The following is a 19,394-nucleotide window of genomic DNA, read 5'->3' as shown; positions in this document are numbered from 1 at the left end:
CAGCGCACCTGGCAAAAGAAGTACAGGTGTGCACTGAAATGTTATTTTCCGGCCCTGAGGCGGTCCTGTCCAGTCCTTAAGACTGCCGCAATTTAGCATTTATCGCCAGTCGCGGCTGTCCGACCCGGCAACCAGCGCTGCAGGATGCGTTGCAGATCAGTGCGTTTGAACGGCTTGCTCAGGTAATCGTTCATTCCGGCGGCCAGGCAGCGCTCGCGGTCGCCCTGCAATGCGCTGGCGGTCAGGGCGATGATCGGCAGGCCCTCGGTGCGCGGCAACTGGCGGATGCGGCGGGTGGCCTCGTAGCCGTCGACATTCGGCAGGCGGCAGTCCATCAGCACGGCGGCAAAGCGTTGCTGGCCGACCAGGTCGACCGCCTGGGCACCGTCCATGGCCAGGCTCACCTCGAAACCGAGGCTGCGCAGCATCGCCTCGATGACGCTCTGGTTGACCGGGTTGTCCTCCACCAGCAGGACGCGCCCACCGCCTTCGCCCATCGTGCCGGCCTGGGGCGCGGCGCCGGGCAGGGCGGCGGGCGCGCTGGCCAGGGCCAGTGGCATTTCCAGGGTGAAGGTCGAGCCCAGCCCCTCGCGGCTCTCGCCGCGCAGCTGGCCGCCCATGCGCTCGGCCAGGGTGCGGGCGATCGACAGGCCCAGGCCGGTGCCGCCGTAGCGCCGGGAAATGGTGTTGTCGGCCTGCTGGAAGGCCACGAACATCATCTCCAGGCGGTTACTGTCGATGCCGATGCCGGTGTCGCGCACGGTGCAGGTCAGCCAGATCAGCTGGCGGTCGAGCACCTGCCAGCGGGCCTCGATGGCCACCTCGCCACGCTCGGTGAATTTCAGCGCATTGCCCACCAGGTTCAGCAGGATCTGGCGGATGCGCGTCGGATCGCCCATCACCTGCAGCTGGTTCATGCCCGGCGGCAACTGCAGGCGCAGGTCCAGGTTGCGCTGCTGGGCGCTGTGCTGGAACGACAGCACGCTGCTGGTGATCAGCTCGCCGAGGTTGAAGTCGATGTGCTCCAGCTCCAGGGTGGTGCGCTCGATCCGCGAGAAATCGAGGATGTCGTTGATCACCTTGAGCAGGTGGCCGGTGGATTCGCTGGCTACCGCGGTGTAGTCGGCCTGCTCGCTGGTCAGCTCGGTGGTCTCGAGCAGTTGCAGCATGCCCAGCACGCCGTTCATGGGCGTACGCAGCTCGTGGCTCATCATCGCCAGGAAGTCCGACTTGGCGCGGTTGGCCTGCTCGGCTTCCTCGCGGGCCTGGATCAGCTGGCCCATGGCCTGTTGCTGTTCATGGGCGGCCTGGTCGAGGGCGCTGGCCAGATTGTTGATGTGCCGAGCCAGGTGGCCCAGCTCGCTGTCGTCGACCACCGGCAGCGGCGCGTTGAAGTCGCCTTGCTGGATCGCCCGGACCGCGTGGCCCATGTCGCTGATCGGCTTGGACAGGCTGGTGGCCAGGCGCCGCGCCAGCAGGAAGGTGAACAGCAGGGCGAACAGGGCGAGGATCGCGGCCTTGATCACGATCTCCTGCTGGCGCTGGCTGAAGGCGTCGTCGGACATGCCGACAATCACCCGGCCGAGGTAATCGTCGCCGATGTTCGGCGCCGGCGCCTTGCCCTGCAGGAAGTCATTGTCCAGGCGGATCTGCTGCAGGCGGATCGGCGCCTGGAACACCTCGACGCGTTGGGCGCGGCTGTGGCTTTCGTCGGGTTGCTCGACATACACCAGGATATGGTTGCGGCTGTCCTGCACCTCGAGGAAGCGCACGTGGGGAATGCTCAGGGTGGCGCGCATCAGGCTCTCGAGCACCTCGTTGTTGCCCGAGATCACCCCGTACTCCGAGGCCGGTGCCAACTGGTTGGCGATCAGTTGCCCGGTGTGGTTGAGTTCCTGGCGCAGGTCCTGGATCCGCACGAAGGTGAAGAAGCTGATCAACAGCAGGGTCAGCAACAGGGCGGGGCCCAGGCTGATGATCTGGGTGCGGGTGTGGATGTCCCAGCTCAGGCGCTTGCTCATGGGGTGGAGGTTCCTTCGGCAAGGGCCAGGGCGGCGGCGACCGGGTCGATCGCCTCCAGGCCCAGGGCGCGGGCCACCTGCTGGTTGCCGCTGACACCGAAGTGCGCGGGGTAGAGGCTGCGCGGCCAGCGGGCCGGCGGCAGGTCGAGCAGCTGCCCGAGCACCGCCAGCCAGTCGTCCTGGTCGCTGTAGGTGCTGGCCAGGGCGCCGGCGCGGACAAAGCCGACGTTAGGCCCGATCAGCGCCATCTGCCGGCCGTAGCTGCTGAGCAGCACGTTCTTGGCCGACTTGGAGTTGTACAGGTCGGGATCGTCCAGGCCGAGCAGCACGTCGCTGTTACCCAGCAGGTCTTGCAGGGGACGGCTGTCGCGCAGGTCGGGCCAGTCCTGGGCGACGATTTCCAGGCCCAGTGAACTGGCGGCCTGGCGCAGCTCTTCGAGCAGGAAACGGCTGTGTTCGCCGTAGAGCACGCCGATGCGCCGCGCCTGCGGCAACAGGTAACGGGCCAGGCGCAGCTGCCGGGCCAGGGGCGGATCGCTCCACAGCAGGGTCAGGTAGGCGGGGCGCGAGGTGCCCAGGCGCTGTTCGATCTGGACCCGGCTGACCCGCAACGCCAGCGCCGCCGGCCCTGCGGATTCAGCCAGGCGCCACTCCAGGGCCGGGGTGTCGAGGAGGATCAGGCGGGTGTCGGCCTTGAGCTTGGCCGGGCTTGGCAACTGCTCGATGGTCTGGAACCGCACCTGGTCGTTGGGACGACGTTTTTCCAGGGCCGTGACGAAGCTGCGGATGCCGGGCTGGTCCTCGGCGCCAACCAGCAGGATTTCGCTGGCGGACAGCGATCCCAGGGGCCAGAGGCACAGCAGCAACAGGCGCAGCAGACGGACCATCAGAATTCCAGCTCCGCGCTGACGCTCAGGCGGTGGCGGCTGTCGTAACGGTTCTGTTCCAGGGTGACCGGCTCGTCATCCAGGCGCTGCTGCCACAGCGCGGCGAGCTCCAGGTTGCTGCCCTGCACCTTGAAACGCTTGGCCAGGCGCAGGTCGACCCGTTCGTAACGGTAACCATTGAGGGCGTCGTCACCGTAGTAGAAGAGGGCGCTGGACCAGCCTTCGTCCCAGTCGCGCAGCCAGCCGGCCGAGCCGCTGTTGCGGGCGCTCAGACGCCGGTCGTTGGGGTTGCTGGCCCAGGCGTCGACGTAGGCGTAGGTCAGGCGCAGGCGGTCGCGCTGGGTGGCGCGCCAGTCGAACTGCGCCTCGCTGCCGCTGAAGCGCGCCTTGTTGGCGTTGCTGGCGATGTACTGGTTGTTCTTCAACGGCTCGCTGATCATTCCGGTGATCTCGTCGTAGAACAGTTTCACGTCCATGCTCAGGTCGAGGTCGGTGAAATAGCCGTTGTAGCCGAGCTCGCGCGAGCGCATGCGTTCCTGGTCGAGGTTGCCCGGGCCGCGGGTCTTGACGAAGTATTCGCCGTTCTGCAGGCCGTAGCGGTTGGGCGTGAGGTTCTTGACCGTGTAGCTCCAGTTGACGTTGTTCTCGAACATGTCTGGCGAGCGGATCGCCTCGGAATACACGGCACGCAGGCCGTGGCGCGGGGTGATCAGGTAGTTCACCGCCACCCGTGGCGTGAGCGAGTTGCCCGACAGCTGCGAGTGCTCGTGCATCGCCCCGCCCTGGACGATCCAGTGTTCGTCTATGCGCCATTCGAGCTGGCCGAACAGGCGCCAGGTCTGGTCGTCGATGCTGCCGTTGAAGTAGGTCTGCGAGTCGGCCTTGTCATAGCGGTAGTTCATGCCGGTGACCAGGCGCAGGCTGTCGGTCAGGCTCAGGGTGTCCTGGATCTCCAGGTCGTAGCGGGTCTCGCGGGTGCTCTGGTCGACGTCGCCGCAGATCGTGTTGCGGCCACCGTTGGCCCATTGGTCCTGTACCTGGCCCATCAGCGAGCCGAGCTCCGGGTTGGCGGTGCTGGGCAGGTTGCCGGTGAACAGGTTGCGGGCGACCTTCTCGGCGAAGTTCGGGTCGAGTTGCCACAGTCGGGTCAGTTCCGGGCTGAAGGCGATCGCGGCATCGCAGGCGCGCCACACCTGCTGACGGTCGAAGTGCTGGGCCGAACCCTGCACATACAGGCTGTGCTCGGGGTTGAGGTCTAGGTTCCAGCGCACCGAACCTGCGTAATCCTTGGCGTTGACATCGGCGTTGTCGCCGGCGCGGTAGTTGCCGAACACTGGCTGGTAGGTATAGGGGCGCTGATTGCTGCCTTCTTTGGCCGCCAGTTGCCATTCCAGGGTCTGGTTCGGCGCCAGGGTGTGGCTGGCGTTGAGGTTGACGCGGTTGAGCCGGCGGCTGTCGCGGTAGCCGCGGCCGAACTGGTCGTGGTCGAAGCCATCGTCCTGCTGGCCGGAGAGCGACAGGCGCAGGTCGCCGCTGTCCCAGCCAAAGCCCTGGCTTGCGTAGTAATCGTTGATACCATCCTGGCCGCGGGTCAGCTTGACCCGCGTGCCATGGCTGTCGGCCGGGTTGCGGGTGAGGATGTTGACCACCGCCATCAGCGCGTTGGCGCCGTAGCTGACGGTGTTGGGGCCGCGGAACACCTCGATGCGCTCGATGTCCTCGATCGCCACCGGGATATCGCTCCAGTCCACCGTGGCCAGGCCCGCGCGGTACACCGAGCGGCCGTCGATCAGCACCTGCATGCGCCGGGCGTCGCTGACATTGCTGCCATGGTAGTTGACCGTCGGCTGGTTGCCGGCGCCATAGCCGATCATCATCCCCGGCACCAGGCGCAGCAGTTCGGGGATATCGCGGGCGCCGCTGGCACGGATGAGCTCGTTGTCGAGCACGGTCATGCTGCCCGGGACCGCCGCCGGGGATTGTTTCAGGCGTGTGGCGGTCAGAACCTGCGGCAGGTCCTGGTTGTCGATGAACAGGTCGTCGGCCACGGCCGGGCCACCCAGCAAGGCAGTCAACAAAATCAGGCGTGGATAGGGAGGCGTGCCAGGGAACACGAAACGGCCTTGTTTCAGAAATGAATCAGGCATGTTAACCGACCGTACGGCTTTTGCCAGTGATTGGCGGATGGCCTATTGCCGCATCGCACCCCCTGAACTTTCTCTATTGTGTTCGGGTGCGTGGGAGCGGGCTTGCCCCGCGATGCATACGCACTGGTTCTGTCGCATCGGCACCGTATAATGCCCGGGTCGCCACTTACTTTATTGGTTAACGGATTGGATATGACTGAACAGCAACCTGTTGCGGTTCTTGGAGGCGGCAGCTTCGGCACCGCCGTGGCGAACCTCCTGGCCGAGAACGGCCATCCGGTGCGGCAATGGATGCGCGACCCGGCCCAGGCCGAGGCGATGCGCGTCGATCGCGAGAACCCGCGCTACCTCAAGGGCATCCGCCTGCACGACGGCGTCGAGCCGGTCAACGACCTGCTCGCCACCCTGCAGGGCAGCGCGCTGATCTTCGTCGCCTTGCCCTCCAGCGCCTTGCGCAGCGTGCTCGCCCCCCATGCCGAGCTGCTGCGCGGCAAGGGCCTGGTCAGCCTGACCAAGGGCATCGAGGCGCACACCTTCAAGCTGATGAGCCAGATCCTCGAAGAGATCGCTCCCCAGGCGCGCATCGGCGTGCTGTCGGGCCCCAACCTGGCCCGCGAGATCGCCGAGCATGCGCTGACCGCCACCGTGGTCGCCAGCGAGGACGAGGCGCTGTGCCAGCAGGTGCAGACCGTACTGCATGGCCGTACCTTCCGCGTCTACGCCAGTACCGACCGCTTCGGCGTCGAACTGGGCGGCGCGCTGAAGAACGTCTACGCCATCATCGCCGGCATGGCCGTGGCCTTGGGGATGGGCGAGAACACCAAGAGCATGCTGATCACCCGCGCCCTGGCCGAGATGACCCGCTTCGCCGTGAGCCAGGGCGCCAACCCCATGACCTTCCTGGGTCTGGCCGGGGTGGGTGACCTGATCGTCACCTGCTCCTCACCCAAGAGCCGCAACTACCAGGTCGGCCATGCCCTGGGCCAGGGCTTGAGCCTGGAACAGGCGGTCAGCCGCCTGGGCGAGGTGGCCGAGGGCGTCAACACGCTCAAGGTGCTCAAGGCCAAGGCCCAGGAAGTGGGCGTGTACATGCCGCTGGTGGCGGGCCTGCACGCGATCCTGTTCGAAGGGCGCACGCTCAACCAGGTGATCGAGCACCTGATGCGTGCCGAACCCAAGACCGATGTCGATTTCATTTCCACCAGCGGTTTCAACTGAAGGAGCGACCCATGAACGATACTCCCGAGCGCGCCCAGCGCGAGTCGATCATCCTGCGGGTGCTGTGGATGCTGGTGTTCCTGGTGGCCTGGCAACTGGCCGAGCTGCTGCTCGGCGGCCTGGTGCTGGTGCAGCTGATCTACCGACTGATCTACGGCGCGCCCAGCGCCAGCCTGATGAACTTCGGCGACAGCCTCAGCCAGTACCTGGCGCAGATTGGTCGCTTCGGCACCTTCCACTCCGACCAGAAGCCCTGGCCGTTCGCCGACTGGCCGACGCCACGCACTCCGGAAGGCGAGGCGCCGCACGCCGTCGCCCCGGCAGCGCATCCGGTGCGTGACGAGGAGCCCAAACTGTGAAGCTCTGGGTGCTGCGCCACGGCGAGGCGGAACCCCGGGCCAACAGCGATGCCGAGCGACGCCTGACCGGCCACGGTCGCGAGCAGGTGCTGCGCAGCGCCGCGCACCTGCTCGGCCAGCCGCTGCAGGCGATCATCGCCAGCCCCTACGTGCGCGCCCAGCAGACCGCCGCCCTGGTGCACGGCGCGCTGGGTTTCGCCGAGCCGGTGCGCACGGTGCCCTGGCTGACGCCAGACAGCGACGTGCAGCAGGTGATCGGCGAAGTCGAGCGCCTGGGGCTCGAGCATGTGCTGCTGGTCAGCCACCAGCCGCTGGTGGGCAGCCTGGTCGGTCTGCTCGAGCACGGCCACGGCCAGCAACCGGCGCCGCTGAGTACGGCTAGCCTGGCGGAGCTGGAGGGGGATTGGCCGCTGGCCGGCCTGATGACCCTGCGTAGCCTGCGTCATTCCGGCTGAACCCTGGCAACTGGCATTTCTGTCAGTTGCCAGCCGGGAGGCGGCCCAAGTAGCGTGGCGCGGTGAATGATTCATGGGCCGTACTGGCACAGGGAGTGAAGAGTGAGCCGTTATCGCATGGCGCTGGTGCGCTCGGTTGACCCGCAATGGCTGCTCGACAAGCTGACGGAGGATCACCGGCTGGATTTCGCCGAGTACCGCCTGATGCAGGACATCGCCGATGCCAAGCTCGACCAGTTGATTCGCCGTTTCGAAGGCCAGCATGAGTTCGAGCAACTGCGCCAGGCCAGCATTCGCATGGCCCACCTGCTGCAGACCAGCTGCCTGGCCCTGCGCCGGCTGGCTGACAATGAGGGCGACTGCAGCCTGGGCCGTCAGGCCCTAGAGTGGCAACTGGGCTACATGCAGGCCTGCCTGCACCGTTCGCTGGCCAGCCTCGAGCGCTGCTCGATGACCTGATCGCCACTGGCGATGACCTATCCGAACGTTGCCGCCGGGGTTCGGCTTGCCGACAATGGGCCATCCATCCCCGTGCAGAGCAGGCGGCCATGTCGCAGCAGATCTTCTTCGCCCACGCCAACGGCTTCCCTTCGGCCACCTACGGCAAGCTGTTCGCCGCCCTGGGGCCGGACTACGAGGTCCGCCACCTGGCGCAGCACGCCCATGATCCGCGTTTTCCGGTCAACGACAACTGGCAGAGCCTGGTGGACGAACTGCTGCATCACCTCGAACAGCAGGACGCGCCGGTGTGGGGTGTCGGCCATTCGCTGGGCGGCGTGCTGCACCTGCATGCGGCGTTGCGCCGACCGGAGTTCTACCGCGGGGTAGTGATGCTCGACTCGCCGGTGTTGACCCGCGCGGACGAGTGGCTGATCCAGGCCGCCAAGCGCCTGGGCTTCATCGACCGCATCACCCCGGCCGGGCGTACCCTCGGTCGGCGCGAGGCATTCCCCGACCGCGACAGCGCCCGTCGCTACTTCGCCGGCAAGACCCTGTTCCGCCACTTCGACCCGGACTGCCTTGAAGCCTACCTGGAACATGGCCTGGAGCAGGGCGAGGAAGGCCTGCGCCTGCGCTTCGACCCGGCCACCGAGATCAGCATCTACCGCAGCATTCCCCATGTCAGCCCGGCGCGGCCGCGCCAGTTGCAGGTGCCGCTGGCGATGGTGCGCGGCGCCCAGAGCCGGGTGATCCGCAAGCATCACGCCCTGGCCGTGCGCGCCATGGCCAAGGGCGAGTACCACAGCCTGCCGGGTGGGCATATGTTCCCGCTGGAGCGGCCTACCGACACCGCCGGCCTGATCAAGGGCCTGTTCGACCGCTGGAGCCAGGCATGAGCGCCCAGGTCGAGGAGATCCGCCTGACGCTCGGCCATATCGAGCTGGCCGCGCACCTGTTCGGCCCGGCCGACGGCCTGCCGGTGATCGCCCTGCATGGCTGGCTGGACAACGCCAACAGCTTCGCCCGCCTGGCGCCGCAACTGCAGGGGCTGCGCATCGTCGCCCTGGACCTGGCCGGGCATGGCTATTCCGAACATCGCCCGGTCGGTGCTGGCTACGCCCTGGCCGACTACGCCCATGACGTGCTGCGGGTTGCCGAGCAACTGGGCTGGGAGCGCTTCGGCCTGCTCGGGCATTCGCTGGGTGCGATCATCTCGGTGCAACTGGCCGGGGCCTTGCCCGAACGGGTCAGCCACCTGGCGCTGATCGACGGGGTGATTCCGCCGACGCTCAGCGAACAGGACGCCGCCGAGCGCTTGGGGCTGGCGCTGCAAGCGCAACTGCGCCTGGAAGGCAAGCGCAAATCGGTGTACGCGACCCTGGAGGAGGGCGTCGAGGCGCGCATGAAGGGCATGGTCGCGGTCAGCCGTGAAGCCGCCGAACTGCTGGCCCAGCGCGGCCTGATGCCGGTGCCCGGCGGCTACAGCTGGCGCAGCGACAGCCGCCTGACCTTGCCCTCGCCAACTCGCCTGAACCAGGACCAGGCCATGGCCTTCGTCAAGCGCATCGCCTGCCCGGCCTGCCTGGTGGTGGCCGCCGACGGCATGCTGGCGCGCCACACGCAACTACTGGAGCAGCTACCCTTCGAGCAGGTGACCCTGCCGGGTGGCCACCACCTGCACCTGAACGACGCCGAGGGCGCGGCCCTTGTCGCAGACTGTTTCAATCGCTTTTTTGGCATTCCTTGACTTGCACCGGACAAGTGTCGAGGCTTGGCGGGTTGAAAGGGAGACAACCATGTACATGCCAGACATCCACGCGTCTTGCCCCGCCACCTGCGAGGGTGGTCGATGAGCGCACCTGTTTTCGTTCGCGGCGCCATCGCCGCCTGCCTCGCCATCGCCAGCCCCCTGTTGTGGGCCGGCAGCCTGCCGGTACCGCCTGACGCCAAGGTGGTCGACCAGCGCCCGGCGGTGGAGCAGGAGCGGGTCTACCCCATGGGCCCGCTGCGCAAGATCAGCGGCCGCCTGCGGGTCGACGACAAGGTCGAGAGCCGTGGCCAGGTCAGTTCCGTGACCTACGAACTGCCGGTCGAGCGCAGCGCCCGCGAAGCCTTCACCAGCGCCCGCGAGGCCCTGCAGCAGGAGGGCGGCTATCCGTTGTTCTGGTGCCAGGGCCGTGACTGCGGCGAAGCCAGCCTGTGGGCCAACGACGTGTTCGCCAATGCCCGGCTCAATGGCGGTGACGAGCAGCAGGCGTTCATCCTGTTGCGCCGTTCCGCCGAGGAAGCCGACACCCTGGTGGCGCTGTACAGCGTGACCCGCGGCAACCGCCGCGCCTACCTGCATGTCGAGGAGTTCGTCGCCGGCAGCCCGCTGGGCGATTTGCTGCCCACTGCCGCCACGGTGCTGCGCGAACTGCGCGATACCGGCAAGCTCGACTACCCTGATCTGGCCGAGCCCCAGGCCACCTGGGCAACGTTGCTGGCGCGCAGCCTGAACCTCGACAGCACCCTGCGCGTCAGCCTCAGCGGCAAGGGCGCCGAGGCCTGGCGCGAGCAGCTGGTCAAGGCCGGCGTGCGCAGCGCCCGGCTGGAGGCCGGCGACGCCCCGACCGAAGGCCTGCACCTGGAACTGATCCGTTGAGTGAGCGCCACCATGGCCAACAATGACCGCCTGTTGATCCAGATCCTGCTGCTGACCCTGCTAGGTGCCGCGTTGTGGGTGATGGCACCGTTCATCTCGGCGCTGCTGTGGGGCGCCATCCTGGCCTTTGCCAGCTGGCCGCTGATGCGCCTGCTGACTCGCGTGCTCGGCGGGCGTGAAACCCTCGCCGCGAGCCTGCTGACCACGCTGTGGATCCTGCTGGTGGCCCTGCCGCTGGTATGGCTGGGTTTCAACCTGGCCGACCATGTACGCGATGCCACCGCGTTCATTCGCGACGTGCAGGTCGATGGCCTGCCGGATGCGCCTGCCTGGGTGGCGGGCATTCCGTTCGTGGGCGAGCGCCTGGTGAGCTGGTGGGAGTCGTTCGACCAGCAGGGCGCTGCCTTGCTGGCCTCGGCCAAACCGTACCTGGGCCAGGTCGGCAACTGGTTGCTGGCGCGCAGCGCGCAGATCGGCGGCGGGGTGCTGGAGCTGACCCTGAGCCTGGTGTTCGTGTTCTTCTTCTACCGCGACGGGCCACGCCTGGCAGCTTTCGTCCACCGCCTGCTGCAACGGCTGGTGGGTGAGCGCGCCGAGTACTACGTCGACCTGGTGGCCGGCACCGTGCAACGGGTGGTCAACGGTGTGATCGGTACCGCCGCGGCCCAGGCCCTGCTGGCGCTGATCGGTTTCCTGATCGCCGGCGTGCCGGGGGCCATCGTGCTCGGCCTGGTGACCTTCATGCTCAGCCTGATCCCCATGGGCCCGCCGCTGGCCTGGATACCGGCCACCGCCTGGCTGGTATCGAAGGGCGACTATGGCATGGCGGTGTTCCTCGGTATCTGGGGTACCTTCGTCATCAGTGGCGTGGACAACGTGCTCAAACCGTACCTGATCAGCCGGGGCGGCAACCTGCCGCTGGTGATCGTGCTGCTGGGGGTGTTCGGTGGCTTGATCGCGTTCGGTTTCATCGGCCTGTTCATCGGGCCGACCCTGCTGGCGGTGGGGTACAGCCTGCTGCTGGACTGGAGCCGCAATTCCGCGCAGCACACGTCACAACGCTGATCGCCATCGCGGGGCAAGCCCGCTCCCACGAAACTATCGTGGGAGCGGGCTTGCCCCGCGATGCGTCAGTGATCTTTACGCATTCTTTATGCCCCGACCCCACCCCTGATCTCGCCCCTTTACGCCCCTCCCTCGGACAATTTCCCCAAAGCGGCCCTCACGCCGCAATCAGGGGAGATTCACTCATGTACATGCTCGACGGGCTGTCACTGCTTCTGGCGGTGGCGTTGGCGGTTTACCTGCTGGTGGCGCTGCTGCGCGCCGATCGCGGCTAAGGGGCGACCATGCACAGTTACGATTACCTGCTGCTGCTGGCGTTCTTCGCCATCGTGCTGCTGCCGGCGCCCTGGCTCGGGCGTTTCTACTTCAAGGTGATGGAAGGCCAGCGCACCTGGCTGACGCCGATCCTCGGCCCGGTGGAGCAGGGCTGCTACCGCGTGGCCGGCGTGCGCGCCGACCAGGAGCAGAGCTGGAAGCAGTACACCCTGGCGCTGCTGGCCTTCAACCTGGTCGGCTTTCTGATGGTGTTCGGCGTCCTGCAACTGCAGGGCAGCCTGCCGCTCAACCCGCAGCACCTGCCGGGCCAGGAATGGTCGCTGGCGTTCAACACCGCGGTCAGCTTCATGACCAACACCAACTGGCAGGCCTACAGCGGTGAAGCCTCGGTCAGCTACCTGAGCCAGATGATCGGCCTGACCGTGCAGAACTTCGTCAGCGCCGCCACCGGCCTTGCCGTGCTGGTCGCCCTGTGCCGGGGTATCGCCCGTCGCTCGGCCAGCACCCTGGGCAACTTCTGGGTCGACCTGACCCGCGCCACCCTCTACGGCCTGCTGCCGCTGTGCCTGGTGCTGGCGCTGCTGCTGGTCTGGCAGGGCGTGCCACAGACCTTCGCCGACTACGTTTACGCCGTGACCCTGCAAGGCACCGACCAGACCATTCCGCTGGGCCCGGCCGCCAGCCAGATCGCCATCAAGCAGCTGGGCACCAACGGCGGCGGCTTCTTCGGCGTCAACTCGGCGCACCCGTTCGAGAACCCTACGGCCTGGAGCAACCTGTTCGAGGTGGCTTCGATCATCCTGATCCCGGTGGCCCTGGTGTTCACCTTCGGCCATTACGTCAAGGACCTGCGCCAGAGCCGCGCGATCATCGCCTGCATGCTGGCGCTGTTCCTGATCGGCGGCAGCACCGCGCTGTGGTCGGAGCATCAGCCCAACCCGGCCCTGGAAAGCGCCCAGGTACAGCAGAGCGCGCCGCTGGAAGGCAAGGAGAGCCGCTTCGGCACCACCGGCTCCGTGTTGTGGACGGTGACCACCACCTCCGCCTCCAACGGCTCGGTCAATGCCATGCACGACAGCCTCAACCCGATTACCGGTATGGTGGCGATGGTCAACATGATGCTTGGCGAAGTGATCTTCGGCGGCGTCGGCGCCGGCCTCTACGGCATGCTGCTGTTCGTGTTGATCGCGGTATTCCTGGCCGGCCTGATGATCGGCCGCACCCCGGAGTACCTGGGCAAGAAGCTGCAGGCCCGTGAAGTGCAACTGCTGGTGGCGAGCCTGCTGGTGATGCCGGTGGGCGTGCTGATCCTCGGCGCCATCGCCGCCAGCCTGCCAGGGCCGGCCGGCGCGGTGACCAACCCCGGCGCCCACGGCTTCAGTCAGCTGCTGTACGCCTACACCTCCGGCACCGCCAACAACGGCTCGGCCTTCGCCGGTTTTGGCGCCAACACGGTGTTCCACAACGTGATGATCGGCCTGGCCATGCTGATCGGCCGCTTCGGCTACATCCTGCCGGTGCTGGCCCTGGCCGGCAGCCTAGCGGCGAAGAAGAGCGCGCCGCAAGGCATCAACAGCTTCCCCACCCACGGCCCGCTGTTCACCACGCTGCTGCTGGTGACCATCCTGCTGGTCGGAGGCCTGACCTTCCTGCCGACCCTGGCCCTGGGGCCGATTGCCGAACACCTGAGCCTGGGTTTCTGAGGAATACACAATGAACATGCCCATTCCCGAAGTGAAGGCGCGTCAAGGCGCCAAGGACCAGACCCGCTTCAGCGCGTTGTGGCGCCCGGCGCTGGTCCAGGCTTTCGTCAAGCTCGACCCGCGCCAGCTCAAGCGCGCCCCGGTGATGCTGGTGGTGGCCCTCACCGCCGTGCTCACCACCGTGCTGTGCTTGGTGCCCGGCAGCGGCGTGAGCACCGGCGTGGCGGTGCAGATCGCCGTCTGGCTGTGGTTCACCGTGCTGTTCGCCAACTTCGCCGAAGCCCTGGCCGAGGGCCGCGGCAAGGCCCGCGCCGACAGCCTCAAGGCCGGCAGCCAAGGCCTGACCGCCAAGCGCCGCAAGAGCGACGGCAGTTTCGAGAGCGTCGCTGCCACCCAGCTGCGAAAGGACGATGTGGTGCGCGTCGTGGCCGGCGAGATGATCCCCGGCGACGGTGAGGTGCTCGAAGGCATCGCCGCGGTCAACGAGTCGGCGATCACCGGCGAATCCGCCCCGGTGATCCGTGAGTCCGGCGGCGACCGCTCGGCGGTCACCGGCAACACCCGTCTGGTCTCCGACTGGCTGCTGATCCGCATCACCAGCAACCCGGGCGAGTCGACCCTGGACCGCATGATCGCCCTGGTCGAAGGCGCCAAGCGCCAGAAGACCCCCAACGAGATCGCCCTGGACATCCTGCTGATCGGCCTGACCCTGATCTTCCTGATCGTGGTGGTCACCCTGCAGCCGTTCGCCCGCTTTGCCGGTGGCGAGCTGCCGCTGATCTTCCTCGCCGCGTTGCTGGTGACCTTGATCCCCACCACCATTGGTGGCCTGCTGTCGGCCATCGGCATCGCCGGCATGGACCGCCTAGTGCGCCTGAACGTGATCGCCCGCTCCGGCCGCGCCGTCGAGGCGGCCGGCGACGTGCACACCCTGATGCTCGACAAGACCGGCACCATCACCTTCGGCAACCGCCGCTGCAGTGCCCTGCATGCCGCCTCGGGCGTGACCGCCAAGGAGCTGGGGGAGGGCGCTTTGCTCGCCTCGCTGGCCGACGATACCGCCGAGGGCAAGTCGATCGTCGAGTACCTGCGCCAGCTGCACGATTTCGCCGAGCCTTCGGCCGAGCAGTACACAGCCATCGCCTTCAGCGCCGAGACCCGCCTGTCGGGCATCGATTTCCAGCAGCGCCGCTACCGCAAGGGTGCCGTCGACGCGGTGCTGGCCTTCTGTGGCATGCAACGCCTGGAGCTGCCTAGCGCCCTGGCCCGTGAGGTCGAGCGCATCGCACAGAGTGGCGGCACCCCGCTGCTGGTGTGCGTCGACAAGCACCTGCTCGGCGTGATCCACCTCAAGGACGTGGTCAAGCCCGGTATCCGCGAGCGCTTCGCCGAACTGCGCAAGCTGGGCATTCGCACCGTGATGGTTACCGGCGACAACCCGCTGACCGCTGCCGCCATCGCTGCCGAGGCCGGCGTGGACGATGTGCTCGCCGAAGCCACCCCGGAGAAGAAGCTGGCGCGCATCCGCCAGGAGCAGAACGATGGCCGCCTGGTCGCCATGTGCGGTGACGGCGCCAACGACGCCCCGGCCCTGGCCCAGGCCGACGTGGGCATGGCCATGAACGACGGCACCCAGGCCGCCCGCGAGGCCGCCAACATGGTCGACCTGGACAGCGACCCGACCAAGCTGCTGGACGTGGTGCAGGTGGGCAAGGAGCTGCTGGTCACCCGCGGCGCGCTGACCACCTTCTCCATCGCCAACGACGTGGCCAAGTACTTCGCCATCCTGCCGGCGCTGTTCGCCGCCATCTACCCGCAACTGGGCGTGCTCAACCTGATGCACCTGGCCAGCCCGCAGAGCGCGATCCTTTCGGCCATCGTGTTCAACGCGCTGATCATCATCGTGCTGATCCCCCTGGCCCTGCGCGGGGTGCGGGTGCAGGCCGCCAGCGCCGCCCACCTGCTGCGGCGCAACCTGCTGATCTACGGCGTGGGCGGCATCATCGTGCCGTTCGCCGGGATCAAGCTGATCGACATGTTGCTCACTGCGCTGCACCTGGTCTGAGGAGACTGACATGACCGCTTATGTACGCCCGGCCCTGAGCCTGGTCCTGCTGATGACCCTGGTCACCGGCGCGCTGTATCCCCTGGCGGTGACCGGTATTGCCCAGGTCGCCTTCCCCAAGCAGGCCAACGGCAGCCTGGTGCGCGATGACCGCGGCGAGGTGCGTGGCTCGGCGCTGATCGCCCAGGAGTTCAAGGGTGACGCCTGGTTCCAGTCGCGGCCTTCGGCGGGTGCCTATGCCACCGTGGCCAGTGGCGCGAGCAACCTGGCGCCGAGCAATCCGGCGCTGGCCGAGCGCGTGAAGACTGATGCCGCTGCGCAGTACCAGGGGCAGCAGGGGCCGGTGCCTCAAGCGCTGCTGACCACCTCGGGCAGCGGGCTGGATCCGCATCTGCCGCCCGAGGCGATCGCTTACCAGCTGCCGCGCGTGGCGGCGGCGCGGCAGGTCTCGGAGGAACGCTTGCAAGCGTTGGTGAATGAGGCCACCCTGCGTCCACTGGTCGGGCCGCCCGTGGTCAATGTGCTGGCGCTGAACCAGGCGCTGGAGCGCTTGGCGCCAGTGGCCGTGCACTGATACCCCTGTAGGAGCGGCCTTGTGCCGCGAAAGGGCCGCGCAGCGGCCCCAGCGATTGTTGCATCGCCGCAAATCGCCTGGGGCTGCTATGCAGCCCTTTCGCGGCACAAGGCCGCTCCTACATCGACCACGTAATGAGGCAAAAAAGGACAAAACATGAGTGACTCCGCCCGCGCCGACGCGCTGTTGGCGGGCCTGCCCCGGGAAGGCCGGGGCAGGCTCAAGGTATTTCTCGGCGCCGCGCCCGGGGTCGGCAAGACCTTTTCCATGCTGCAGGCCGCCCACGCCCAGCAACGCCAGGGCGTGCGCGTGGTGGCCGGGGTGGTCGAGACCCACGGCCGCGCCGAGACCGAGGCCCTGCTCGGTGGCCTGACCCAGCAACCGCTGCTGCGCAGCGAGTACCGTGGCGTGATGCTCGAGGAAATGGACCTCGACGGCCTGCTCAAGGCCGCGCCCCCCTTGGTGCTGGTCGACGAACTGGCCCACACCAACGCCCCCGGCAGCCGCCACGCCAAGCGCTGGCAGGACGTGCAGGAGCTGCTCGCCGCCGGCATCGATGTGTACACCACGGTCAACGTCCAGCACCTGGAAAGCCTCAACGACAAGGTCCGCGACATCACCGGCGTGCAGGTGCGCGAGACCCTGCCTGACTGGGTGCTGCAGGAAGCCTTCGAACTGGTGCTGATCGACCTGCCACCCCGTGAACTGCTCGAGCGCCTGCGCGAGGGCAAAGTCTACGTGCCCGAACAGGCGCGGGCGGCCATCGAGGCTTATTTCTCCCAGACCAACCTCACCGCCCTGCGCGAGCTGGCCATGCAGACCGCCGCTGCCCAGGTCGACGCGGACCTGGCCAGCGGCTACCGCCAGCGCGGCCAGGAAGCCCCGGCCCTGCGCGGTCGCTTGCTGGTGGGCATCGACGGCGACGACCAGGCTGAGCGTCTGGTGCGCCATGCCTGCCGCGTGGCCCAGCGTCGCCACCTGCCGTGGAGCGTCGTGCATGTGGACAATGGTCGGTTGCGCGACGAGACCGCTCGCCATCGCTTGCAGGCCGCCCAGCAACTGGCCGAGCGCCTGGGCGGCGAAGTGGTGCTGCTGCGCGCTGGCGAGGTGGCGCGCACGCTGATCCAGCACGCCGCCGAGCGCCGCGCCAGCCTGGTGCTGGTGGGCCAGTCCCGCGACCTGCTGCGTCGGCGCTTCTTCGGCGCCGGCGTCGCCGCGCGCCTGTTGCGCGAGAGCCACGGCCTGGAGATCAACGTGCTCGACCGCGACACCCAGCCGCAACCGGCGCGGGCGGCGGTCAAGCGCGTCTGGGTATGGCGTCACTACCTGCTGGCGCTGTTCGCCACGGTGCTGGCCACCGGCCTGGCCTGGGCCGTGTCGAGCATGCTGGCGCTGCCCAACATCTCTTTGGTATTCCTCGCCGCCGTGCTGCTGGTGGCGGTGCGCAGCAGCCTGGGGCCGGCGCTGGCCTGCGCGGCGTTGTCGTTCCTGACCTATGACTTCCTGTTCATCCCACCGAACTTCTCCTTTGCCATCCAGCGTGAAGAAGACGTGCTGACCCTGGTGTTCTTCCTGCTGATGGCCGCGCTCACCGGCAATCTTGCCGCCCGCCAGCGCCGCCAGCTGCAGGCCCTGCGCGAGACCCAGGCGCAGACCAACCAGCTGCTCGACCTGTCGCGCCGCCTGACCGTGGCCACCGACCGCCAGGCCGTGTTCAGCGCCGCCGGCCAGCATATGGACGGCTGGCAGGACGTGCAGGTGTGCCTGCTCGAACGCAGCGCCGATGGCTTGCTACAGGTCGCCAGCGGCGGCAACCATGCCTTCACCGACAACGAACGCGCCGCCGCCGAGTGGGCCTGGCAGCATGGCCAGGCCGCAGGCTTTGGCAGCGACACCTTGCCTCACGGCCGTTGGTGGTGGTGGCCGTTGGCCGTGGAAGAGCAGCCCCTGGCGCTGCTCGGCATTCGTCCCCGCGATGGCGAGCCACTGAGTGCCCAACGCCGCCGCCTGCTGAAGGCCCTGGCACAACCCCTGGCCCAGGCCCTGGCCCGCGCACGCCTTGGCGAACAACTGGAAGCCGCGCGCCTGCACGGCGAAACCGAGCAACTGCGCAGCGCCTTGCTCGCCTCGGTATCCCACGACCTGCGCACCCCGCTGACGTCCATGCGCGGCAGCATCGACAGCCTGCTGGCCCTGGGCGATGCGATTCCCCCGGACGACCGCCGCGAACTGCTCGAAGGCACCCGCAACGAAGCCGAGCGCCTGGACCGCTACATCCAGAACCTGCTGGACATGACCCGCCTGGGCCACGGCACCCTCAAGCTGGCCCGCGACTGGGTGGCCCCGGCCGACATCGTTGGCAGTGCCCTCAATCGCCTGCGCGTGGTGCTGGCGCCCCTGCGCGTGCACACCGAAGTGCCGCCCGAGCTGCCGCTGCTGTTCGTGCATGCGGCGTTGATCGAGCAGGCGCTGATCAACGTGCTGGAGAACGCTGCCCGTTTCTCCCCGCCGCAGGGCCGCCTGGAGCTGCAGGTCTCGGTGCGCGACGAGCAGCTGTGCTTCGCCGTCGCCGACGAAGGCCCCGGCATTCCTCCGGACGAGCGCGAGAAGATCTTCGACATGTTCTACACCGCCGCCCGCGGCGACCGGGGCGGGCAGGGCACCGGCCTGGGCCTGGCGATCTGCCAGGGCATGATAGGCGCCCATGGTGGGCGCATCCTGGTCGATGACGGCATCGATGGCCACGGTACCTGCATCACTCTATGCTTGCCGCTGCCCACTCAACCTGAAACCGAAAGTGAAGCCCCATGAGCCAAGCCGCCACCCTGCTGGTCATCGACGACGAGCCACAGATCCGCAAGTTCCTGCGTATCAGCCTGGCGTCCCAGGGCTACAAGGTGCTCGAGGCCGCCACCGGCAGCGAGGGCCTGGCCCAGGCCGCGCTGAACAAGCCCGACCTGGTGGTGCTCGACCTGGGCCTGCCAGATATGGACGGCCAGCAGGTGCTGCGCGAGCTGCGTGAATGGAGCGCGGTACCGGTGATGGTGCTGTCGGTGCGCGCCAGCGAGGTGCAGAAGGTCGATGCACTGGATGGCGGGGCCAACGACTACGTGACCAAGCCGTTCGGCATCCAGGAATTCCTCGCACGGGTGCGGGCGTTGCTGCGTCAGGCGCCCCAGGTGGGCACCGTGTCGTCGGCGGCGAGCTTCGGGCCGCTGGTGGTGGATTTCGCCTTTCGCAAGGTGACGCTTGAGGGCGTCGAGGTGGCGCTGACGCGCAAGGAGTACGCGCTGCTGGCGCAGCTGGCCGGGCACCCGGGGCGGGTGATCACCCAGCAGCAACTGCTGAAGGACATCTGGGGGCCGACCCATGTGGACGACACCCACTACCTGCGCATCGTGGTGGGGCACCTGCGGCAGAAGCTGGGGGATGACCCCACGGCGCCGCGGTTCATCGTTACCGAGGCGGGGGTGGGGTATCGGTTGGTGACGCCGACCCTGTAGACGCGGGGGTGGCCCCCCCCCCCGGCGGCGGGGGGG

Annotated in this window: 17 protein-coding genes; 14 read left to right on the top strand and 3 right to left on the bottom strand. The window is 67.7% G+C overall.

Annotation, left to right across the window (positions count from 1 at the left end; genetic code table 11):
* Positions 1-92: 92 nt before the first annotated feature.
* The 3 genes from HU735_RS23310 to HU735_RS23300 are packed head-to-tail and all read right to left on the bottom strand — an operon-like array spanning position 93 to position 5,055.
* A complete protein-coding gene (locus HU735_RS23310; RefSeq protein ID WP_186715668.1) occupies positions 93-2,021 on the bottom strand; it encodes a response regulator in 1,929 nt (642 codons plus the stop codon).
* Positions 2,018-2,908 carry an ABC transporter substrate-binding protein gene (locus HU735_RS23305; protein ID WP_186715666.1) on the bottom strand — a complete coding sequence of 297 codons (891 nt, stop codon included), beginning with the start codon at positions 2,906-2,908 and terminating at the stop codon, positions 2,018-2,020. Before HU735_RS23305 ends, HU735_RS23310 begins: the two co-directional genes overlap by 4 nt.
* Positions 2,908-5,055 carry a TonB-dependent receptor gene (locus HU735_RS23300; RefSeq protein ID WP_186715664.1) on the bottom strand — a complete coding sequence of 716 codons (2,148 nt, stop codon included), beginning with the start codon at positions 5,053-5,055 and terminating at the stop codon, positions 2,908-2,910. The genes HU735_RS23305 and HU735_RS23300 overlap by 1 nt, the downstream gene beginning before the upstream one ends.
* Before the next feature lie 192 nt (positions 5,056-5,247).
* Here HU735_RS23300 and HU735_RS23295 point away from each other — a divergent pair, with 192 nt between their 5' ends.
* From HU735_RS23295 to HU735_RS23230, 14 genes are all read left to right on the top strand, one after another.
* Complete coding sequence (locus HU735_RS23295) at positions 5,248-6,273, top strand: NAD(P)H-dependent glycerol-3-phosphate dehydrogenase (RefSeq protein WP_186715662.1); 1,026 nt, start codon at positions 5,248-5,250, stop codon at positions 6,271-6,273.
* A gap of 11 nt (positions 6,274-6,284) precedes the next feature.
* Positions 6,285-6,632 carry a DUF4389 domain-containing protein gene (locus tag HU735_RS23290; RefSeq protein WP_186715660.1) on the top strand — a complete coding sequence of 116 codons (348 nt, stop codon included), beginning with the start codon at positions 6,285-6,287 and terminating at the stop codon, positions 6,630-6,632.
* A complete protein-coding gene (gene sixA / locus HU735_RS23285) occupies positions 6,629-7,087 on the top strand; it encodes a phosphohistidine phosphatase SixA (protein WP_186715658.1) in 459 nt (152 codons plus the stop codon). The genes HU735_RS23290 and sixA overlap by 4 nt, the downstream gene beginning before the upstream one ends.
* A 102-nt stretch (positions 7,088-7,189) precedes the next feature.
* Entirely contained in the window at positions 7,190-7,546 is a 357-nt protein-coding gene (locus HU735_RS23280; protein WP_186715656.1) for a hypothetical protein, read from the top strand.
* Positions 7,547-7,635: 89 nt separating this feature from the next.
* Positions 7,636-8,424 carry an alpha/beta hydrolase gene (locus HU735_RS23275; protein WP_186715654.1) on the top strand — a complete coding sequence of 263 codons (789 nt, stop codon included), beginning with the start codon at positions 7,636-7,638 and terminating at the stop codon, positions 8,422-8,424.
* Positions 8,421-9,275 carry an alpha/beta hydrolase gene (locus HU735_RS23270; protein WP_186715652.1) on the top strand — a complete coding sequence of 285 codons (855 nt, stop codon included), beginning with the start codon at positions 8,421-8,423 and terminating at the stop codon, positions 9,273-9,275. Before HU735_RS23275 ends, HU735_RS23270 begins: the two co-directional genes overlap by 4 nt.
* Positions 9,276-9,377: 102 nt before the next feature.
* On the top strand, positions 9,378-10,172 hold the full coding sequence (locus HU735_RS23265) for a DUF4892 domain-containing protein (protein ID WP_186715650.1): 795 nt from the start codon (positions 9,378-9,380) through the stop codon (positions 10,170-10,172).
* Between the two features lie 12 nt (positions 10,173-10,184).
* Positions 10,185-11,237 (top strand): AI-2E family transporter, encoded by a 1,053-nt coding sequence (locus HU735_RS23260; RefSeq protein WP_186715648.1) that lies wholly within the window; start codon positions 10,185-10,187, stop codon positions 11,235-11,237.
* A 185-nt stretch (positions 11,238-11,422) separates the two neighbouring features.
* Positions 11,423-11,512 (top strand): K(+)-transporting ATPase subunit F, encoded by a 90-nt coding sequence (kdpF, locus tag HU735_RS23255; protein WP_011534724.1) that lies wholly within the window; start codon positions 11,423-11,425, stop codon positions 11,510-11,512.
* 9 nt (positions 11,513-11,521) lie between these two features.
* Positions 11,522-13,216, top strand: a complete 1,695-nt coding sequence (kdpA, locus tag HU735_RS23250) for a potassium-transporting ATPase subunit KdpA (protein ID WP_186715646.1) — start codon at positions 11,522-11,524, stop codon at positions 13,214-13,216.
* Positions 13,217-13,226: 10 nt separating this feature from the next.
* The gene (gene kdpB / locus HU735_RS23245) at positions 13,227-15,281 is read left to right on the top strand and encodes a potassium-transporting ATPase subunit KdpB (RefSeq protein WP_186715644.1); all 2,055 of its coding nucleotides are present in this window, start codon (positions 13,227-13,229) and stop codon (positions 15,279-15,281) included.
* A 10-nt stretch (positions 15,282-15,291) separates the two neighbouring features.
* Positions 15,292-15,855 carry a potassium-transporting ATPase subunit KdpC gene (gene kdpC / locus HU735_RS23240; protein ID WP_186715641.1) on the top strand — a complete coding sequence of 188 codons (564 nt, stop codon included), beginning with the start codon at positions 15,292-15,294 and terminating at the stop codon, positions 15,853-15,855.
* Between the two features lie 156 nt (positions 15,856-16,011).
* A complete protein-coding gene (locus HU735_RS23235; RefSeq protein ID WP_186715639.1) occupies positions 16,012-18,666 on the top strand; it encodes a sensor histidine kinase KdpD in 2,655 nt (884 codons plus the stop codon).
* Entirely contained in the window at positions 18,663-19,358 is a 696-nt protein-coding gene (locus HU735_RS23230; RefSeq protein ID WP_050704943.1) for a response regulator, read from the top strand. Before HU735_RS23235 ends, HU735_RS23230 begins: the two co-directional genes overlap by 4 nt.
* Positions 19,359-19,394 lie beyond the last annotated feature (36 nt).

Source organism: Pseudomonas sp. BW16M2 (assembly GCF_014268865.1).
Classification (GTDB): Bacteria; Pseudomonadota; Gammaproteobacteria; order Pseudomonadales; family Pseudomonadaceae; genus Aquipseudomonas; species Aquipseudomonas peradeniyensis.
Note: the sequence above shows the minus strand (reverse complement) of the source record. Positions and strands in the feature narration are given on the sequence as shown.

Coding starts and splice junctions, on each gene's coding strand:
- HU735_RS23310 (WP_186715668.1), bottom strand. CDS start 2,021: ATGAGCAAGCGCCTGAGCTGGGACATCCACACCCGCACCCAGATCATC.
- HU735_RS23305 (WP_186715666.1), bottom strand. CDS start 2,908: ATGGTCCGTCTGCTGCGCCTGTTGCTGCTGTGCCTCTGGCCCCTGGGA.
- HU735_RS23300 (WP_186715664.1), bottom strand. CDS start 5,055: ATGCCTGATTCATTTCTGAAACAAGGCCGTTTCGTGTTCCCTGGCACG.
- HU735_RS23295 (WP_186715662.1), top strand. CDS start 5,248: ATGACTGAACAGCAACCTGTTGCGGTTCTTGGAGGCGGCAGCTTCGGC.
- HU735_RS23290 (WP_186715660.1), top strand. CDS start 6,285: ATGAACGATACTCCCGAGCGCGCCCAGCGCGAGTCGATCATCCTGCGG.
- HU735_RS23275 (WP_186715654.1), top strand. CDS start 7,636: ATGTCGCAGCAGATCTTCTTCGCCCACGCCAACGGCTTCCCTTCGGCC.
- HU735_RS23270 (WP_186715652.1), top strand. CDS start 8,421: ATGAGCGCCCAGGTCGAGGAGATCCGCCTGACGCTCGGCCATATCGAG.
- HU735_RS23265 (WP_186715650.1), top strand. CDS start 9,378: ATGAGCGCACCTGTTTTCGTTCGCGGCGCCATCGCCGCCTGCCTCGCC.
- HU735_RS23260 (WP_186715648.1), top strand. CDS start 10,185: ATGGCCAACAATGACCGCCTGTTGATCCAGATCCTGCTGCTGACCCTG.
- kdpF (WP_011534724.1), top strand. CDS start 11,423: ATGTACATGCTCGACGGGCTGTCACTGCTTCTGGCGGTGGCGTTGGCG.
- kdpA (WP_186715646.1), top strand. CDS start 11,522: ATGCACAGTTACGATTACCTGCTGCTGCTGGCGTTCTTCGCCATCGTG.
- kdpB (WP_186715644.1), top strand. CDS start 13,227: ATGAACATGCCCATTCCCGAAGTGAAGGCGCGTCAAGGCGCCAAGGAC.
- kdpC (WP_186715641.1), top strand. CDS start 15,292: ATGACCGCTTATGTACGCCCGGCCCTGAGCCTGGTCCTGCTGATGACC.
- HU735_RS23235 (WP_186715639.1), top strand. CDS start 16,012: ATGAGTGACTCCGCCCGCGCCGACGCGCTGTTGGCGGGCCTGCCCCGG.
- HU735_RS23230 (WP_050704943.1), top strand. CDS start 18,663: ATGAGCCAAGCCGCCACCCTGCTGGTCATCGACGACGAGCCACAGATC.